Raw genomic sequence first — 17511 nt, 5'->3', positions numbered from 1 at the left:
AGATGAGGACTTGAGAAGAGAACTTGCGCTACATACGGATAAATATCAGATCAATATGATGTACGCTCACTGGGTGAATGGAACTCATAAACGGAAGGCTGTATTTGAGGCTTATTTCCGTAAGCTACCTTTTGGTAACGGCTATGCTGTATTCGCAGGGTTAGAGCGTATTGTTGGTTATATCGGCGGTTTGCGGTTTACCGAAGATGATATCCGTTATTTGTCGGAGCAAGAAGAGAACTATGCTCCCGCTTTTTTGGAGGAACTGTTGCAGTTTCATTTTCAGGGAACCGTTCATTCGATGAAAGAAGGCGCTTTGATTTTTCCGGATGAGCCATTAATCCGTGTGGAAGGGACAATTATGGAGGCTCAGCTGGTGGAGACAGCCATTCTGAACTTCATGAACTACCAGACGTTGATCGCTACTAAGGCTTCACGAATTAAGCAGGTGGCTCCGAATGACATCTTGCTGGAGTTTGGTACCCGTCGTGCGCAAGAAGCCGATGCAGCGGTGTGGGGGGCTAGAGCAGCCTATATTGGCGGCTTTGATGCTACTTCTAACATGCTGGCCGGCAAAATGTTTAGTATTCCGACCAAGGGAACACATGCACATTCCTGGGTTCAGAGCTTTGGCAGCGAACAGGAGGCTTTTGATGCCTATGCTAAGGTGATGCCGGACGAAGTGACACTGTTGGTAGACACCTTTGATACACTCCGTAGTGGAGTGCCTAATGCAATCAATACAGCCAAGAAGCTTGAGGCACAAGGTAAGAAAATGGTCGGTATCCGTTTGGATAGCGGTGACTTGGCTTACCTATCCCGTCAAGCGCGGAAGATGCTGGATGATGCTGGCCTGGATTATGTGAAGATTGTGGCTTCCAATGATTTGGATGAGAACACGATCATGGATCTGAAGCTGCAAGGCGCAGCTATTGATACTTGGGGAGTGGGTACACAATTGATCACAGCCTCGGACCAACCCTCTTTGGGTGGGGTCTATAAGCTGGTGGAAATTGAGTCCGCAACTGGAGAGATGATCCCGACGATCAAGATTTCCTCTAACCCTGAGAAAGTATCCACACCTGGCAAGAAGGACGTATTCCGAATTATCGGTAAAAATGGCAAAGCTCTTGCGGATTATATCTGCTTTCCTGATGAGGAAGCTCCGCGTAATGGTACACGATTGAAGCTGTTTAATCCGTTACATCCATACATGCATAAGTATGTTGAGCGTTATGAGGCACTACCTATGCTAGAACCGATATACGTGAACGGATTCCAAGTATATACTTTACCGGATTTGAATGAAGTTCGCCGTTACCATAGAGAGCAAAAGGACCTATTCTGGCCGGAGTATCAACGTAAGCTGAATCCTGAGGTGTACCGGGTCAATTTGAGTGAAAAGGTCTGGACTAGCAAGCAGCAGTTAATCGCTGAGCATATAAGACCGGATATAGAGTAGATTTTGTTGGATTAATTCTGTCAACAGTGTTAACGCGGGAGAGTGATGTACCCGCGTTTTTTTGTTTTTTTCGGAAGTGATAAAGGAGGAGAACTTAATGGAAAAGGGTGAGCTCGCTTTTGCGCCGAACAGGAACATTAGGCCTGGTGAAATTATTTCGTTCGGTATGTATTCGCAATCAAAGGACGGTAAAGCACTGCCGATTGAATGGCGTGTTCTCCATAACTCAGGTAGCGAACTGATTGTTTTGAGTGAATATATTTTGGACTGCAAGAGATATCAAGGCAAGAGCGCAAATGTAAAATGGCGTGATAGCGTGGATATTACGTGGCACGACTGTGATTTACGAGAGTGGTTGAATGATGAATTCTATCACACTGCATTCAATGCTGCTGAGAAGGAATTAATAAAGACGACCTGTTGTACAGACAATGGAGAGGCTACCACAGATACAGAGGATAACGTTTTTTTGCTTAGTGTGGATGAGATAAAGGCATACTCTGAGATACACGGTAAAGAGCTGCGACGTGCCGTTGGAACGGACTTTGCCAAAATGAAAAAAACTGATGGATGCAGCTTATACGTATATGATAAAACGGATAAAGAGAACTATATAATCAAAGACGGCGAGGAGTTTGGCTGCTCTTGGTGGTGGCTGCGTACACAAGGAAACAAACCTTCACGTGCGTTTTTTATCGGACCTGGCTGCAGTATTCGCAGCTATGCAAATGTAAGTGTAGCTCGTGACGGTGTGCGCCCAGCAATAGTAATTAATCTTCCATGATTAAGGATAACCGCCCTAGAGTGGCATCAATAAAAAGGTGTATCCCTTGATCTTCACATTAGTGAAGAGAAGGGATACACCTTTTTGTGATAAATCAGTCCGATTATAAAATTTAGTTCTTTTTCTTGAATTTTACGAACGACCAAATCGTAAGCATCAACACGACAGCCAGACACGTACCTATACTGATACGGTTCTGAGCATCGAAGAGGAAGGAAACCGCGATTACCGCTAAACAAGCAAGTGTTAGAACGGTTATATAAGGGAATCCCCATACCTTAAAGGTGGGTTCTTTCGGATAGGACTTTCTCAGTTTAAGTTGTGACATACAAATGCTGATCCATACGAGAATAACCACAAAGCCTGGAACAGCCATTAATAAACGGAACAGGCCATCTTGCGCGAAGTACGCTAGCATGGATCCAATAACAAGAACAACAGCACAAAGCTTCAGACTGTTGATCGGTACACCTTTTGCAGAGGTTTTTGCTAAGCTGCTTGGTGCTTCGCCCTGTGATGCCATAGAGTGTAGCATCCGGGTGGCGCCATAGATACCAGAATTGGCAGCAGAGAGCACTGCTGTAATCAGAATGAAGTTCATGACGTGATCGGCACCCTTAAGTCCTGTAGCGGCTAACACTTGAACAAACGGGCTTGTATGCTCATTCAGTTGATTCCAGGGTATTAAGCCACAGATGACTAAAATCGGTAATGTATAGAACAGAATAACGCGTAGAATGAAGCTTTTAACAACCTTAGGTAAGACCTTTTCTGCATCCTGTGTCTCCGTCAGGGTAAGTCCGATTAACTCAGACCCGCCGTATGAGAACATAACGACAAGAAGGGCAGAGAAGATGGGGGCCCAGCCTCTCGGGAGAAAACCACCATAATCCGTAAAGTTCTGTAAGTAAGGAGTAGCCTCAGACATTGGTAACAGTCCGAAAATTAATGAGCTTCCTAAGATTATGAAGATGATGATCATAGCGATTTTGATCCCGGCTAACCAAAACTCCGTCTCTCCATAACCACCTACACTCATCATGTTGATGCCGATAATCAAAGCTCCACTTGCAAGACTAAGCAGCCATAATGGAACATCCGGTAACCAGTATTGCAAGAAGCTGCCTGCTGCCAGCACTTCAATCACACAGACGGTCAACCACATGAAGCAATATAACCAGCCCACGATAAAGGAGAGCCGTTCTCCAAAAGCCTCGCGAATGAAGTCCTTCATGTTCCTATTCGGGTAAACCGTAGCCATTTCCGCTATGGCCCCCATGACCACTAAAAGTAGCAAGCCTGCTAATACATAAGTTAGAATAACCGCAGGTCCAGCAATACTTATGGTCTCAGAACTTCCTTTAAAAATCCCCGTACCGATTACTCCGCCCATCGCCATAAAGCTGATATGCCGAGGAAGCAATTTCTTCTGTAATGATGCTTCGTTTGACTTCACAATTAATGCCTCCTAAGCTGTCTTCGAAAAATTACACCAAGCATCAGTTTATCCTGAAACGGACTAGTTGAAAAGTAAAAATAACACATATTTTTTTGCATAAGGGTGACTTTTCACTCGAGTGTGATATTTAACATGTAGAATATGATAAATATTCGTTATAAAATAAGAAGAAATTTTAAGTTTTACACTCTTTACCCCATATATAATCCATTCATGAATAAATCGATTTTTTCTGAAGCTTCTTTTCTTCCTTTCATGGTCACGTGTAAATAAGCCTTTTTACTAATGCATTGCTATGTCCAAAACGTTTATGAATCATTCCTATGTCAACTCCGATTTCTGCTAATAGAGAAACTTGTGTGCTATAGAATACATATACATAATGTTCCAAATGAATTAATCTATTCATATGAATAATGAAAACTATCAGTATAGAAATACATACTTTTCTGTGGGGAATCCAGCAATTCTATGGATCACAATACTTGGCTTGTTGCTACTAGGATTTGTTATGCTATTTTTGATTCAGAAATATCGAAAAAAGAGAAATAAGTAACCAGACTAGTGTCGGAGGTGTGCTTGTTCACCTTGAAGTATACTTAACCAATTAATAATTTGGGAGGGTATTATGATGAATTATGGATTTCAATTTTCGTTGAAAGGCCTTTTATTGTACGCATTACAGCTGCTTCCTAATATAATCTGGATGTTAGTGCCTCCAGCAAATAATGTGCTTACTGAAAACAGTTCCGTCTATAAAATATTGAATATTATAGAAGGAATGTTTGGAGTGTTGACGGTTATTCTTATGATTGTTCTGATAAACAAAGGCGAAGGAAGTAACAGTAACCTTTACATCGGACTGGCAATAATGTTTTTGGCAGCCTATTATATTTCTTGGGTTTTCTATTATAATGGGGTGGTTGCTCCATGGTTACTGATATTAGGAATTGCATGCATGCCGCCTTTGTATTTCTTTTTCGTCGGACTTTGGATGAAAAACTATGTTCTCCTCGTTCCATGTGCTATTTTTGGAATCACCCATATTTTGATTACTGCCATGAATTATTTGAGACCGTAAATTATACTTATGAAAACTGTGACCATACCAGATTCGTCAGGAATTAGTTTGAAATAAAGCATACATAAAATAACCCGCTGGGCTTTTGCCTGACGGGTTTCTTCTTGTTTATACATTGAACTCCGTAATTTAGATTTCGTAGATGGTAGTGTTTTTTTCTTGCACTATGGAAAGACTTTAAAGCAGGATATACTATCTTGCAGATTTGCAATAAGGTTGCTGTAGACCCACACGATATCCGTCTGCTAAGTTATTATTTATATCAGAAAAAAGGTTGTGAAGCTCTTGAATGGTTCGAAAGTTGCTTTCCTATCTGTACTTAGCAATACATTTGTCGTTCTTCTAAAACTCATTGTAGGCATTGTTACAGGTTCTGTGGCAGTTATTTCGGAAGCGATCCACTCTACCTTAGATTTAGTAGCCTCGTTAATAGCATTCTTTTCGGTCCGAATATCGAGCCGTTCTGCGGATAAAACACACCCTTATGGGCACGGCAAGGTGGAGAATATTTCAGGGACGATTGAAACCTTACTTATTTTTGTAGCAGGAATATGGATTATTTATGAGTGTATCCATAAAATAGTGAATCCAACCGACATCGAGCTTCCCTATTTGGGAATCATTGTGATGGTGGTCGGGGCAGGACTCAATTATGTCGTTTCCCGAAAGGTTAAGAAGAAGGCAGATGAACTCCATTCTGTTGCAATGAAATCTAATGCCCTGCATCTTCTGACTGATGTTTTCACATCTTTGGGCGTAGCGGCTAGTTTATTATTGGTCACCATTACTGGATGGACGATACTGGACCCAATTATCGGAATTATTTTAGCTTGTTATATTATGAGAGAAGCCTACAAGCTCCTCAAGGAATCCTTTCCGCCTTTGCTGGACGCACGACTAACTGATGAAGAGGAGATCGAGATCTTACGTATCATTGAAGTATTTAAAGAAAGATTTATCGAAATTCATGATTTTCGTACCCGTCGATCTGGTCCGGAAGAATATGTGGATTTCCACCTTGTCATCCCTTCCTCGATGGATATCAGTACGGCTCATAAAATATGCGATGAAATTGAACATGCCATTAAAATAGCTTTCAAACATGCTCAGGTGTTGATACATGTTGAACCAGAGGAGGAGCTGTTAAAAAATCAACCGCAGACTCATTAAGAAGGTGATAAAAATCTTGTGAGCATTAAGAGCGCTAGTCCAGGATCGTCCGAGTTAACTGAGATAGAGGCGTCCTGTCAATCTTAAAAGGAGGAGGTGCATGAAAGGGCTGTTTAGATCCTCTGGTGGATAGACATCTTGTTACCCATTTACCCAAGCGCTATAGGGGGGATTGCATATCCTAAGATGTACTCAAATGCAGAGGAGGAATTATAATGAGCGAAAATGTTGCTGGTGTTGGATATGGAGGCGGTATCGGAGGTGCCTTTACATCTACTGGTGCAATCTTAGTATTGTTTATCCTCCTTGTAATTATTTCTAAGACAATCCTGCTATAAGATGTTAGCGGAAGTCTGAGGTGTTTAATCCGTCAGCCCAAACTGCTGACGGATTTTTTTACATTGATTTAAGAACGTATGTTTGGTTATAATGAAAACAGATGTTCTTATTCTGGAGGCTGAATATACTCAGTAACACGGCAGGAAGAATCCTGAGACAGCGATTATAGTTGAAGGTAGGGAAAGGCTGACCCCGTGATTCAAAAGGGTCCAGACAGTGACATAGTAGATACAGTGAGGCATGGACGGCAGTAGCACTGATTACTGGACGATGAAATAGGGGAGTTTCATGGCTGGAAAACTCGAAGATAATGGACTAAGGGAGGGGAGCCGAATGATTATACCAGAGCATAAACAGTGTATTCTTTCTGATTCGCGGAATGAGATTCGTAGCGAACTTAATCTAGATCCTCAAGCGTTAGCTGAGATATCTCAGGTACTAGCTCAATCAATGGAGGATCATAGTCCGATAACACTCACACTATTTGACCAAGTTAAAGATAAGGAAATACGTGGTATTGTAATGCGAGTAGATCAAAAATTACAGCAGATTAAATTGAGAACAAGTGATGATGGTTGGGAATGGGTCGAAATGGTTGATGTTATAGGAGCTTTTACATAGTAAAGCCTCAGGGTAATCCTGAGGCTTTTTCTTATTTAATAATGTACTTACCTTAACCCGGAAACTATATCCCATCCACCGTTATAAGGGAGAGAATCTTTTCTTTAGAATATTTCCAGTAATTCTGAACGGCTCTTTCGATACTCAGGAAAACTTTCTTTACCATAAACGGGAAGTCGTTATTGATAGTTTCAAATGTGGAATGTGATGAATTTAACATCTTAATTTTTAATTTTATTGCTAAATATAAGTAGCTAAATATGCTTAGGTAACACATGGAAAATGCAAGATTTGTCACTTCGCAACTTGCAAAATCAAGATACAATCGTTGAAAAAGTCAAAAGGATATTATACTGATGACATTCTGAAAGGGGCTATGTCGGTGGTACAGTTACCAAAAGTGAACGAACTCGGTTTTTTTGAGATTCGTCTGGAATCAATTGGAGGGCTAGGCGCGAACTTAGCTGGTAAAATGCTTGCAGAAGCAGGCGTTGTCGGTGCTGGAATGAATGGAGTGAGCTTTTCATCCTATGGTTCTGAGAAAAAGGGATCAGCGGTAAAAGCGCATATCCGTTTTTGTGATTTGAATACGCATATTCGTGACACTTCACCGGTAGAACGACCTCATGTCGTAGGTATATTCCACGAAGCGTTGGCAAAGACCGTCAACGTAACTAGCGGAATTTATGATCATAGCACAGTGCTAGTGAACTCAGCCAAGTCCCCGGAGGATTTGAAGGCTTCTTTAAATATGATGGCAGGAACCATAGCTGTTGTTGATGCCACAACGATCGCATTAGATGAGAAGAACCGTGTAAACATGGCAATGTTAGGCGCATTGTTCCGGATGTGTGATTTCTTGGATCCTGAAATTATGAAGGGTGTTATCGAGAAATCTCTTGGCAAAAAATATCCGCAGGCTGTTCAATCCGCACTAACTACTTTCGAACGTGGATTTAATGAAGTTACTTTCATGCATTTCCCTTTGCCTGAAGGTGCGGTTATGCCTGAGTTCGTCCGGTCCGATATTTCGGCCTTAGGTTATGAGACACAGCCTATTGGCGGTACCATTACGAATCCTGGCAGCAGCTTTTTAAAGAATCTCAGCATTTCAAGATCCGGTTTATTACCTCATTTTAAATTAGAGGATTGTATTCATTGTGCACAGTGCGATACGGTATGCCCTGATTTATGTTTTGTTTGGGAGGAGCAGCCTGATAAGAAGGGACGTCCGCAAATGTTCCTGCAAGGCATTGATTATCAATACTGTAAAGGCTGTTTAAAATGCGTAGAAGCTTGTCCTACAACGGCTTTGTCTGGCGAACGCGAGGAAGATGGCTATGCAGAGAGTCATACGGTCCGGCATATTTTTGATCTCGTTACCGAGGCCTAATTAACGATGGAAAGGTGGAACACACGTGGCTATAGATTATGAAAAAGAAGTAGGCTCAAAGAAGGTAGAGCAGAAATTCCTATATGAATCCGGCAATGAAATGGCTGCTTATGCTGCCCATCAAATAAATTATCATGTCATGGGTTATTTTCCGATCTCCCCATCGACAGAAGTGGCTCAATTTCTAGATACGATGAAAGCGAACGGTCAGCATGATATTATGCTCATTCCATCAGATGGTGAACATAGCTCTGCAGGAATCTGTTATGGAGCTTCGACGGCTGGTGGACGTGTATTTAATGCAACCAGCGCTCAAGGCTATATGTTCATGCTAGAGCAATTGCCGGTACAAGCTGGTACACGGATGCCTATGGTTATGAATTTGATCTGCCGCTCGATTTCCGGCCCGCTTAATATTCACGGTGACCATTCTGATTTGTATTTTGCGCTAAATACGGGCTGGCCGATTCTAATGTGCCGTGATCCACAATCCGTTTATGATATGAACCTGATGGCATTAAAGCTAGCTGAGCACGCCAAAGTGAGACTTCCAGTAATGGTAGCATCAGACGGATATTTTACTTCTCACCAGAAACGCCGCGTACAAGCATTTACTCACCGTGAGGATGTTCACAAATTTGTCGGACCACAACCTCCGGTAGGCTTTACGGACACACTGGACCGCAATAATCCGGTTACCGTAGGTCCTTACATGAACGAACCTGATTATATCAACAACCGTTATCAGCAGTCGGTAGCGATGTATAATGCGGGTGAAGTCTTCGAAGAAATTGCTAAAGAATTCGCTGAATTGACCGGACGCCACTATCCAATGATCGAAGAGTATCGGATGGAAGATGCAGAAGTAGCCGTATTCTTGATGAACTCAGCGTCAGAGATCATTAAAGATGTGGTAGATCAGCTTCGCTTGCAAGGGATCAAAGCAGGTGCAATTTCACCGAATATGATTCGACCTTTCCCGCAGAAGCAAATGGCTGAAGCACTGAAGCATGTTAAGGCAATCACTGTAGGCGATCGCGCGGATTCGGTTGGCGGTCACGGCGGCAATATGGTAAATGAAATCAAGGCAGCTTTGTTCACCTACGGTAACACTACTACAAAGGTTATTAGCCGTATTTACGGGTTGGGCGGTAAGGACTTCTATGCAGAAGATGGTCATGCGTTCTTCCAATTGGCATTAAATGCCGTTGCTGCAGACCGTGTTGAAGTTCCGTTTGACTACTATGGTCACAATCCAGGTACTCCGGACAAAGCGCCACAGCGTCTATTGAAGCCGATGAATTTTGATTCACTGAAGACAGGATTAATTACGGTAAAACAAGATGAAGCAACAGGAAAATTAAGTGTGCGGATACCCCCACTGCGGAGCTTGACGAAGAAACCTAAGCGGCTGGCACCAGGTCATGGCGCATGTCCGGGCTGTGGGATTTTCTCAGGTCTGGAGACGTTCTTCAAAGGCATTGAAGGGGATATCGTAGCGCTTTATCACACGGGTTGTGCGATGGTAACGACTACGGGCTATCCATATTCTTCTCATAAATCTACCTTTATTCATAACCTGTTCCAAAACGGTGCAGCTACCTTATCCGGTGTCGTAGAAATGTTCTGGGAACGCAAACGCCGTGGTGAATTGGACGGACTGGGGCTTCAAGACGACTTTACCTTTGTAATGGTAACTGGTGATGGCGGTATGGACATCGGAATGGGGCCGGCGATTGGGGCTGCACTACGCGGTCACAAAATGATTATCGTAGAGTACGATAACGAAGGCTACATGAACACAGGTGCTCAGCAGTCCTATTCCACACCACTGGGTCATCGTACCTCTACATCCAGCATAGGTAAGAATCAGCAAGGTAAAGTTACGCAGCATAAGGATACTGCACAAATCATGGCAGCTACTAACATTCCATATGTCTTTACAGGTTCTGAAGCTTACCCGCAGGATCTTGTGAAGAAAGCAGCAAAAGCACAATGGTACGCTCAGAACGAAGGACTTGTGTACGGTAAAATATTGATCGCATGCCCGCTGAACTGGATGTCTGAAGATAAAGAAGGCACCAACATCGTTTCGTTGGCTGTTGAATCTTGCTTCTTCCCTCTTTATGAAGTGGAGCACGGTTCTACGAATATTACGTACAATCCAGAGGATAAAGGCAAACGTGTTGAGCTCTCTGCTTGGTTGAAGACAATGGGTAAAACCCGTCATTTACTGAAGCCTGAGAATGAACCGGCTTTACGCAGCTTTGAGGCAGAAGTGGAGCGTCGCTGGAATCGTCTGAAAGCAAAACATGAGCATCCTGATTTGTAAGAGATAATGATAAATAACCCGGCAGATTCGTCTGCCGGGTTATTTGTATATAATGGTAGTAGGGAGGGATGATTCTATTGAGCTGGATTCTATGGATATGCTTTTTTGTTTCATTACTATTGTCTTATGTTGATCAGCGAAAGACATTGAAGCTAAAAGACTGGATGATCATAATAGGGGCGTTTTTACTTTGTGAGTTCTACGTCAATTTATTTGGGTTGCTGATTCCTGTTGGTTTTATCATTGGATTGATTGTTATGAATAAAAAGAAAACATTTCTTTACTCAAAAGCACTACTATTTGGTTTGATTAGTGTCTGTGTTATTTTTTATGGCCCTAAGATTAGTTTGAATGAAATCCAGGAGCTAACGAAGGCTAATAAATATACTGAGCAATTTAATAAGATTAAATCCGTCTCACAATTTTCCGTCGAATCAGATATTAATGATGTACTCTCGACGTCAGCAAATCATTTAAAAGATAAAAATCCAAACTCAGAAATTCCTGTAGACGACCCTCATGTAGCCTTCAGTATATGGGTTCTCCAGCATAGAAATGTAGCTCTTAAAGATTTAGATTGGTTATGGTATAAAGCTCCTTTAGAATTACATTATTATTGGCAAATTAATCGTCCCGATCCATTGGTTACGCTTGAATATGTTGTTTTTAATGAGGTTGGCTACATGGGTGTTTTTGAAAGAGAGAATACGACTAGCCCTTACTATTTACGTAAGATTTTTGAGTTTGATCGGTTAAAAACAAATAACCCACAAATCCCTTGATCATAATGGAGGTTTTTCACTAAATTACGTCTAATGAATGGATATTTGCGCGTACAAAGTGGTTATCGAACTCCAGAGCACTTAGTTATTAGCATGGAAAACAACAAAAAAGGCTGTGAGATTGGAATAATCCATACTCTCCTGTCACTTGATAGGTTAGAACAAATTCCAGTTCCCTTTAACCCTAGCATGTTGTTCTGCCCTAAGCAAAAGATAGCGGGTACAAATAACAAGCCCTACACTACCCACAATTAGTACTCCTAGAGCCAACCACCAGGTGAACCCTATGTTATCGTACAAAGCTCCCCGCACGAGAACTAGGCTATAGGTAACCGGAAAGAGAAGTGATAGACTGGTCGCCCATATTGGAAATACCGCTGGAGGAATCCGAACCCCGCCGAACAACTCCATAGGCGCTTGAAAGATGTAATATAACAGACCCGAATCTCGTGAAAATAGCGATATCGCACAGAGCAAAGCTCCCCAAATGACCGCAGAAATCATAATCAATGCTAATATAGGAAGTAAGACCCCCCAATGAATAGAAGATACATCCGTTATAAAAAGGAAGGTTAGGCAGGAGAAGGCTGCAAACATCCATATACCGTGAAAAAGAGAGTATAAGGAACGCCCGTACAGAAATGCCATTTTAGAAGCAGGCGTTAAGAAAATCATCTCCAATGTGCCGCCTTTGCGTTCCTGTTCGAATAACCAGGCTGCCTGAACAACCGTCCAATATAATTGGAAGACGAGATAACCACTAAGAAGAAATAACGGAATCCGCCCATCTGGAATTACCCTGGAGAGCGTGGAGCCTGCTCCGTTTCTAAAGGGCTGCATCGTAAAGTAGGAGGTCAGAAAGGTAAGCGCCGGCCAGAGAAGGAGTGAAAAAAATACTGCATGTCCCTTAACTCGGTTTCGATGCTGCTTCGTGACCTCGGCGCTAAGGGTTAGCCATAAGCCGCTTAAGTTCATGAGACCCTTCCTTCCGAAAGAAGGATGATAGCATCTTCCAATGTAGGCTTCTCAGTAGCGAATCCAGTAATGCTTAAGCCGTGCTCAGTAGTCCAAGGTAATAGTTCAGTAATCATGCGATCTGCGGAGGGGGTCATTACTGAGATTCGATGTGGCTCATCTGTACGTAGAGCTATTATTCCTTCACCTTCAGCTTTGATAAGCTCTGCAGGGTGTACAAGCGTTCTTAGATGCTTCAAAAGCTTGGGACGTAGTGATTCACTCCAACCCGTTACATCCAAATGTGCAGTTTGTGAACCAGCGACTTGACGGACAATATGTTCCGGCTTGTCACAGAGCAGCAATTCTCCACGATTTAGTACATAGACACGGTCACACAGCTCTTCGACCTCCTGCAAATAATGGCTGGTGAGTAGGATGCCTTTACCACTGTCAGATGCAAGTTTCCTCACAGTACTGCGAAGCTGCCTAGCGATTGGTGCATCTAGACCGAGTGTAGGCTCATCAAGGAATAAATATTGTGGATCGTTAATAAGTCCTCTGGCGATTTGCAGACGTTGTTTCATCCCTTTAGAATATTGCTCAACGGGCTGGTCAGCCGCTTCAGTTAGTCCAACTTCTTCTAATAAACGATTCGATTCTCGTACGATGTGAGAGGTGCTCATCCCATATAGTTTTCCGAAGTACTGTAAATTTTCTCTACCGGTGAGCCGCCAATATAACATTCGTTCCCCGCCAGCAATCATATTTACTTTTTGTTGAATCGCTTGTCTATTCTTCGTCATGGCCATTCCATCTACTTCTATATTACCTGAAGTCGGTTCAAGTAGAGTGGAGAGCATGCGGATCGTAGTGGTTTTTCCAGCACCATTTAGGCCAAGAAGGCCCACAATTTCTCCAGGGACAATATTCAGAGACAGAGATTTTACTGCGGGGACGGATCTCTTCTCAGAACGGAACCAGCCTTGTCTATGCTTCGTTTCATAAATTTTAGTGACCTCATTCATAGTAATCACTTTGATTTCACTCCTTCTCATACTAGAATCGTTCGAATAAGCCCCGTTCAACGCGATGATTCGTCCATAGTCCAATGGTTATGTACAGAATGCTTAACAATAAAATCGGATAAATATCATGAAATCGGATCAATTCTCCAGTAAGCAACGTCCCCCGGAGGAGTTGAAGCGCATGGGTCAGCGGGAATATCTCACCTACAGTCTGTAATACCTCAGGTAAATACTGCCTTGGAAATTGAAATCCGCATAACAGAGCGGTAATCGTAAATAACGTATTTTGCACAATGAATGTGTCCCGTGTATAGAGCATTATGCTTCCTAGTACTAGAGCCATGGCAAAACAAGATAGTAAATATAGTAAACTTCCCAAGAGGATAGAAAACACATGTACAGAAGGTAAATGTAATCCGGCTAGAAGACCGAATGAGAGGACCACCAGCAACTCGAACCCACTCCGATATAACTGCTGAACTGCATTCCCTAGAAAATAACCGCTCCGACTAGAAGGGGAGAGTAGGAGTGCCTCTAGTGTTCCTTCCCGCCATTCGGTAATAAGCGCTCTTGATACATTCATCATCATGCTGACGGAAAAGATACTGAGTAAACCACCAATGATTACGAAAGTTAAATAGTCATTACTGCCAGCATAGATTGCGAAGTTTGAATCGACATCTCCTTTAATTAAATAGACATATGAAAAATATGAGATTAGTACGAGATAGGCCCCTTCAATGATGTGTCCGAATGTAAAGGTCCAGGGAAAGGCTCTAAGATTGGCCTTTTGGTTCCTTTTTAGGGTTGCGATAGCGGTATGCCACAAAACGAATCTACTCCTTTCAAATATATCATTGTTCCAGATATTGCCTTTGCAGAACGATTAGACTATCAAAGGATTCTTTATGGACTGAATAGAATAAATAGTTTCCCTTACGCTCAGACTTGGTGAATCCAGCTTCAGTAAGCTGCTTTAATTGTTTGGATACTGCAGCTTCAGTGATCCCCAATACTGGCGCAAGCTGTTTCGTACAATGAGGACCTTTCCACAGAATCTTCAAAATACGCATTCGTGTATCATCACTTAAGGCTTTGAGTTGACGCAGCAGGTCGCTTGGCGGACCGTCATTATACACTTGACCTGGAATATCGACGGCTAGAGGTAAGAATAAAGTATTCTCATTCCAGCCAATAAGCAGGTGTGGGAATATAAATGAAGAAGGAAACACAAACACCTGCTGCAAAGTTTCATATGGAAAATAATAAGTATGTGCTTTTTGTGCGGTTAATGTCCCATTCTCAGCTGAGAGGCGAGGGTGCAGTGTACGTAATGCTTTTTCCGGAGTACGACTGGCTGAATCTTGAAAATGAGCGGCAGAGGTATTCATCCAAGGCTGGATATAGTCCCATTCCTGACGAAAAAAATCTTGTTCATAAGTAATTAATGTTTCGATCAGTAGCTTTCGTACACTGCCTAGATTCTCGATCAAAATCTGCATAGGTTCATTGATTAAAGCTCCGGAATTACTGCTAGCCGAGCCACAAAGGGCCTCCACAATAGTACTTAATGTGACTTTTTGGTTCATGATTAGATACACAAATTCCGCATCTGGAAGTTTACACAGCATAGTGATCCCTTGGTTGCATGAAATGGGTGCACCTGTTTGATCTGGAAGATCTAAGAATGCTATCCAGCCGTCAGATAACTCTCCTAAGGATAGGATGTTCTCTTGGAGTGCGATAGGCATTGTTTTCTTGAGAGATAGCGCCCACTGCAATCGTTTCGGATGGTGCTCCGGTTGATACAAGACATGCAGACTGCATAATAATTCGTGAAAAGGGCTGACAATCGTTTTAATTTTTCGATTTAATGTTGGGAGTGAGCTCATCTCGTTCCTTTCCGATTAACCGTTTGGTTAATCAAAAACCACTTTCGCGTAAAGTGTTCAAAATTATAGGGGCAATGGTCGATATTGTCAAATATTTTCTGCAAAAAAAGCGAGAGAAGACCCATTGCATATAGCACGGGGCTGTCTCTCACTTATTGGGGACTTTTAATAGTGTTGTAAAGTAGAGTTATCTTCCACCTCTAGGCATCATGGAGTTGTCAACAAATACATCTTTAACGGAATAGGTGTAGCAATGGCGTGGTACGGGTACACAATGGTGACGTCTAACGATTTCAACAGGATGAATCACATTTACTACTTGTGGGTGGAAGTGATCTTGATAAATGACCTTAGGTGGGTCAGTAACGGTTTGGGCCGGGCATTTTGGACAATCAGACATTTCCTTCAGCTCCTTTTGTGTGTGGACTTACCGTATTATACGCACAGAACAATAGCCTGCTTGGTTGTTTGTCTATTGCATTTAAAAATGGGTATTAGCTTAACGCTTGTAAATTTCACGCATGACATGGCGAAGTTCCGGGATAATTAACCGTTCCATAGCCAGCTTTACGGCTCCAGTTGAGCCAGGCATCGAGAAGATTGCGGTCTTTCCCATGGTGCCGGCAATGGCTCGACTAAGAATGGCAGCTGAACCGATGTCCTCTGTAAAGCTCAGCATCCGGAAAATCTCACCGAAGCCAGGTAATGTTTTATCTAGTAAAGAGGCAACAGCTTCATAGGTCGTATCCCGTGGAGAAATCCCTGTTCCACCAGTCAGGAGTACGGCTTCTATTCCGGCATGGTCGACACATTTATACAATAGCTCACGAATATCCTGATAATTGTCTTTTGTAATGGTGCTGCCTATCACTTCATACCCGGCTTCTACGAGCAAAGATTTAATCAAAACTCCTCCGGTATCTGTTTCGGTAGTCCTGGTGTCCGAGACAGTAATGATATAGCAGGATACGGTTTGAGGCGCTTCTTTCCGATGTTCTTCAACAGATGACAAATGGCTCAACTCCTAAATTAGAGATGTTTTCATGATAGGGTATGGTTGAAGTAAAGACAAGCTGACTTAGATTTACAAAAAGCACATGGAATTTCCGGTACCGCTTGCGTGCTTCGCGCGCATGTAGTACACTCGCTACACATAACTGTAATTTGCTGGGGAGCGATGAAACATGGAACAGGTCGTACCTGTGTATATATTGTCAGGATTTCTGGGAAGCGGCAAAACAACACTGCTGCAGCGTCTACTAAATCATTGGAAAAATCAAGGTTTACGTCCTGCAGTAGTGATGAATGAACTGGGTGAAGTGAATTTGGATGGATTGCTAGTTGAGCAAACGGTCCCTATGGCAGAACTGCTTGGTGGATGCATATGCTGTTCTATCCGAAGTGATCTCAGTACAGAGCTGGCTACTCTGATCAAGAAGGAGTCTCCAGATGTCGTAGTGATTGAGGCAACAGGCGCTGCGAATCCGCTGGAAATTGTGGATGGCGTAACCGAGATTTCGTTATATCAGAAAGTTGAGCTGAAAAGCTTGATCACCGTCGTTGACGCCGCGCATCTTCTTGAACTGTATCGTGCGCAGCAGGGGCAAACGTATCGTTTGATGCAGGAGCAGATTCGCTGCGCTTCTGTCTTGTTATTAAATAAAATTGACCGTGTAACCGCTGAAGAGGCGGAGGAGGTTAACGCTGTACTGCGGAAATGGAATGTTTATGCACCTATTCTGCCAACTGTGCGTTGTGAGGTGGATTCGGAGGAACTGCTGCGTGATGCAGGTGGAGTTCTTACAGATGCACAATTGGAAGAGGCTGAGGACGCGAGTGAAAGCTCATCACATCATGAAGATGAACAAACTCCTAGTGGCACACATGCTACTCACGATCATGTTATGGCGTACACACATTATTTTAAACGTCCAGTAAACAGTGAGGAATTCGAACAGTTTGTTAAGGAACTGCCGCGTGATGTTTATCGAGCTAAAGGTATTGTGACCTTTAATGACACCTCCAGCCGGTTTCTTTTCCAATATGCCTATCGTGAAGCTGATTTTATGAAAATTACACCACAAGGCGAAGTGCCTGACGTAGCGGTATTTATCGGTGAACATTTCTCATCTAGTGAGCTGCGTACTAGGCTTCTGGAGATGGAAGGACGTAACTTCGTTCGTCCTAGTACAGTTAAGAGAAGCCTATAATCAG

General features: G+C 42.7%; 17 protein-coding genes. 10 read left to right on the top strand and 7 right to left on the bottom strand.

Annotation, left to right across the window (positions count from 1 at the left end; genetic code table 11):
• The first annotated feature begins 10 nt into the window (after window positions 1–10).
• Window positions 11–1462 carry a nicotinate phosphoribosyltransferase gene (locus NST74_RS16765; protein WP_341113353.1) on the top strand — a complete coding sequence of 484 codons (1452 nt, stop codon included), beginning with the start codon at window positions 11–13 and terminating at the stop codon, window positions 1460–1462.
• A 97-nt stretch (window positions 1463–1559) separates the two neighbouring features.
• Complete coding sequence (locus NST74_RS16760; protein ID WP_341113352.1) at window positions 1560–2246, top strand: DUF6273 domain-containing protein; 687 nt, start codon at window positions 1560–1562, stop codon at window positions 2244–2246.
• 112 nt (window positions 2247–2358) lie between these two features.
• Here NST74_RS16760 and NST74_RS16755 read toward each other — a convergent pair whose 3' ends face one another.
• The gene (locus tag NST74_RS16755) at window positions 2359–3702 is read right to left on the bottom strand and encodes an amino acid permease (RefSeq protein WP_341113351.1); all 1344 of its coding nucleotides are present in this window, start codon (window positions 3700–3702) and stop codon (window positions 2359–2361) included.
• A gap of 631 nt (window positions 3703–4333) precedes the next feature.
• On the opposite strand from NST74_RS16755, the gene NST74_RS16750 reads away from it, so the two are divergent.
• The 7 genes from NST74_RS16750 (at window position 4334) to NST74_RS16720 (ending at window position 11423) form a co-directional block, all read left to right on the top strand.
• A complete protein-coding gene (locus tag NST74_RS16750) occupies window positions 4334–4786 on the top strand; it encodes a hypothetical protein (protein WP_341113348.1) in 453 nt (150 codons plus the stop codon).
• 285 nt (window positions 4787–5071) lie between these two features.
• Window positions 5072–5956, top strand: a complete 885-nt coding sequence (locus NST74_RS16745; protein WP_341113346.1) for a cation diffusion facilitator family transporter — start codon at window positions 5072–5074, stop codon at window positions 5954–5956.
• Between the two features lie 215 nt (window positions 5957–6171).
• Entirely contained in the window at window positions 6172–6294 is a 123-nt protein-coding gene (locus NST74_RS16740; RefSeq protein WP_212567867.1) for a YjcZ family sporulation protein, read from the top strand.
• A gap of 334 nt (window positions 6295–6628) precedes the next feature.
• Entirely contained in the window at window positions 6629–6916 is a 288-nt protein-coding gene (locus tag NST74_RS16735) for a YolD-like family protein (protein ID WP_341113344.1), read from the top strand.
• A gap of 382 nt (window positions 6917–7298) precedes the next feature.
• Window positions 7299–8309, top strand: coding sequence for a 2-oxoacid:acceptor oxidoreductase family protein (locus NST74_RS16730; RefSeq protein WP_341113342.1), 1011 nt, complete (start codon window positions 7299–7301; stop codon window positions 8307–8309).
• Window positions 8310–8334: 25 nt separating this feature from the next.
• The gene (locus NST74_RS16725) at window positions 8335–10641 is read left to right on the top strand and encodes a thiamine pyrophosphate-dependent enzyme (protein ID WP_341113341.1); all 2307 of its coding nucleotides are present in this window, start codon (window positions 8335–8337) and stop codon (window positions 10639–10641) included.
• Window positions 10642–10718: 77 nt separating this feature from the next.
• Complete coding sequence (locus NST74_RS16720; protein WP_341113339.1) at window positions 10719–11423, top strand: hypothetical protein; 705 nt, start codon at window positions 10719–10721, stop codon at window positions 11421–11423.
• A 156-nt stretch (window positions 11424–11579) separates the two neighbouring features.
• Here the strand turns inward: NST74_RS16720 and NST74_RS16715 are convergent, their stop codons facing one another.
• From NST74_RS16715 to NST74_RS16690, 6 genes are all read right to left on the bottom strand, one after another.
• On the bottom strand, window positions 11580–12398 hold the full coding sequence (locus NST74_RS16715) for an ABC transporter permease (protein WP_341113338.1): 819 nt from the start codon (window positions 12396–12398) through the stop codon (window positions 11580–11582).
• Entirely contained in the window at window positions 12395–13405 is a 1011-nt protein-coding gene (locus tag NST74_RS16710; RefSeq protein ID WP_445668199.1) for an ABC transporter ATP-binding protein, read from the bottom strand. Before NST74_RS16710 ends, NST74_RS16715 begins: the two co-directional genes overlap by 4 nt.
• 31 nt (window positions 13406–13436) lie before the next feature.
• Window positions 13437–14234, bottom strand: a complete 798-nt coding sequence (locus NST74_RS16705; protein WP_341113334.1) for an ABC transporter permease — start codon at window positions 14232–14234, stop codon at window positions 13437–13439.
• 25 nt (window positions 14235–14259) lie between these two features.
• Window positions 14260–15297: an ArsR/SmtB family transcription factor gene (locus NST74_RS16700; protein ID WP_341113332.1), complete on the bottom strand. Its 1038-nt coding sequence runs from the start codon at window positions 15295–15297 to the stop codon at window positions 14260–14262.
• 187 nt (window positions 15298–15484) lie between these two features.
• Complete coding sequence (locus tag NST74_RS16695; RefSeq protein WP_076118784.1) at window positions 15485–15697, bottom strand: hypothetical protein; 213 nt, start codon at window positions 15695–15697, stop codon at window positions 15485–15487.
• Window positions 15698–15796: 99 nt separating this feature from the next.
• The gene (locus NST74_RS16690; RefSeq protein WP_341113329.1) at window positions 15797–16309 is read right to left on the bottom strand and encodes a MogA/MoaB family molybdenum cofactor biosynthesis protein; all 513 of its coding nucleotides are present in this window, start codon (window positions 16307–16309) and stop codon (window positions 15797–15799) included.
• Between the two features lie 172 nt (window positions 16310–16481).
• On the opposite strand from NST74_RS16690, the gene NST74_RS16685 reads away from it, so the two are divergent.
• Window positions 16482–17507, top strand: a complete 1026-nt coding sequence (locus tag NST74_RS16685; protein WP_341113327.1) for a CobW family GTP-binding protein — start codon at window positions 16482–16484, stop codon at window positions 17505–17507.
• Window positions 17508–17511 lie beyond the last annotated feature (4 nt).

The organism is Paenibacillus sp. FSL F4-0125, assembly GCF_038008565.1.
Taxonomy (GTDB): domain Bacteria; phylum Bacillota; class Bacilli; order Paenibacillales; family Paenibacillaceae; genus Paenibacillus_AQ.
Note: the sequence above shows the minus strand (reverse complement) of the source record. Positions and strands in the feature narration are given on the sequence as shown.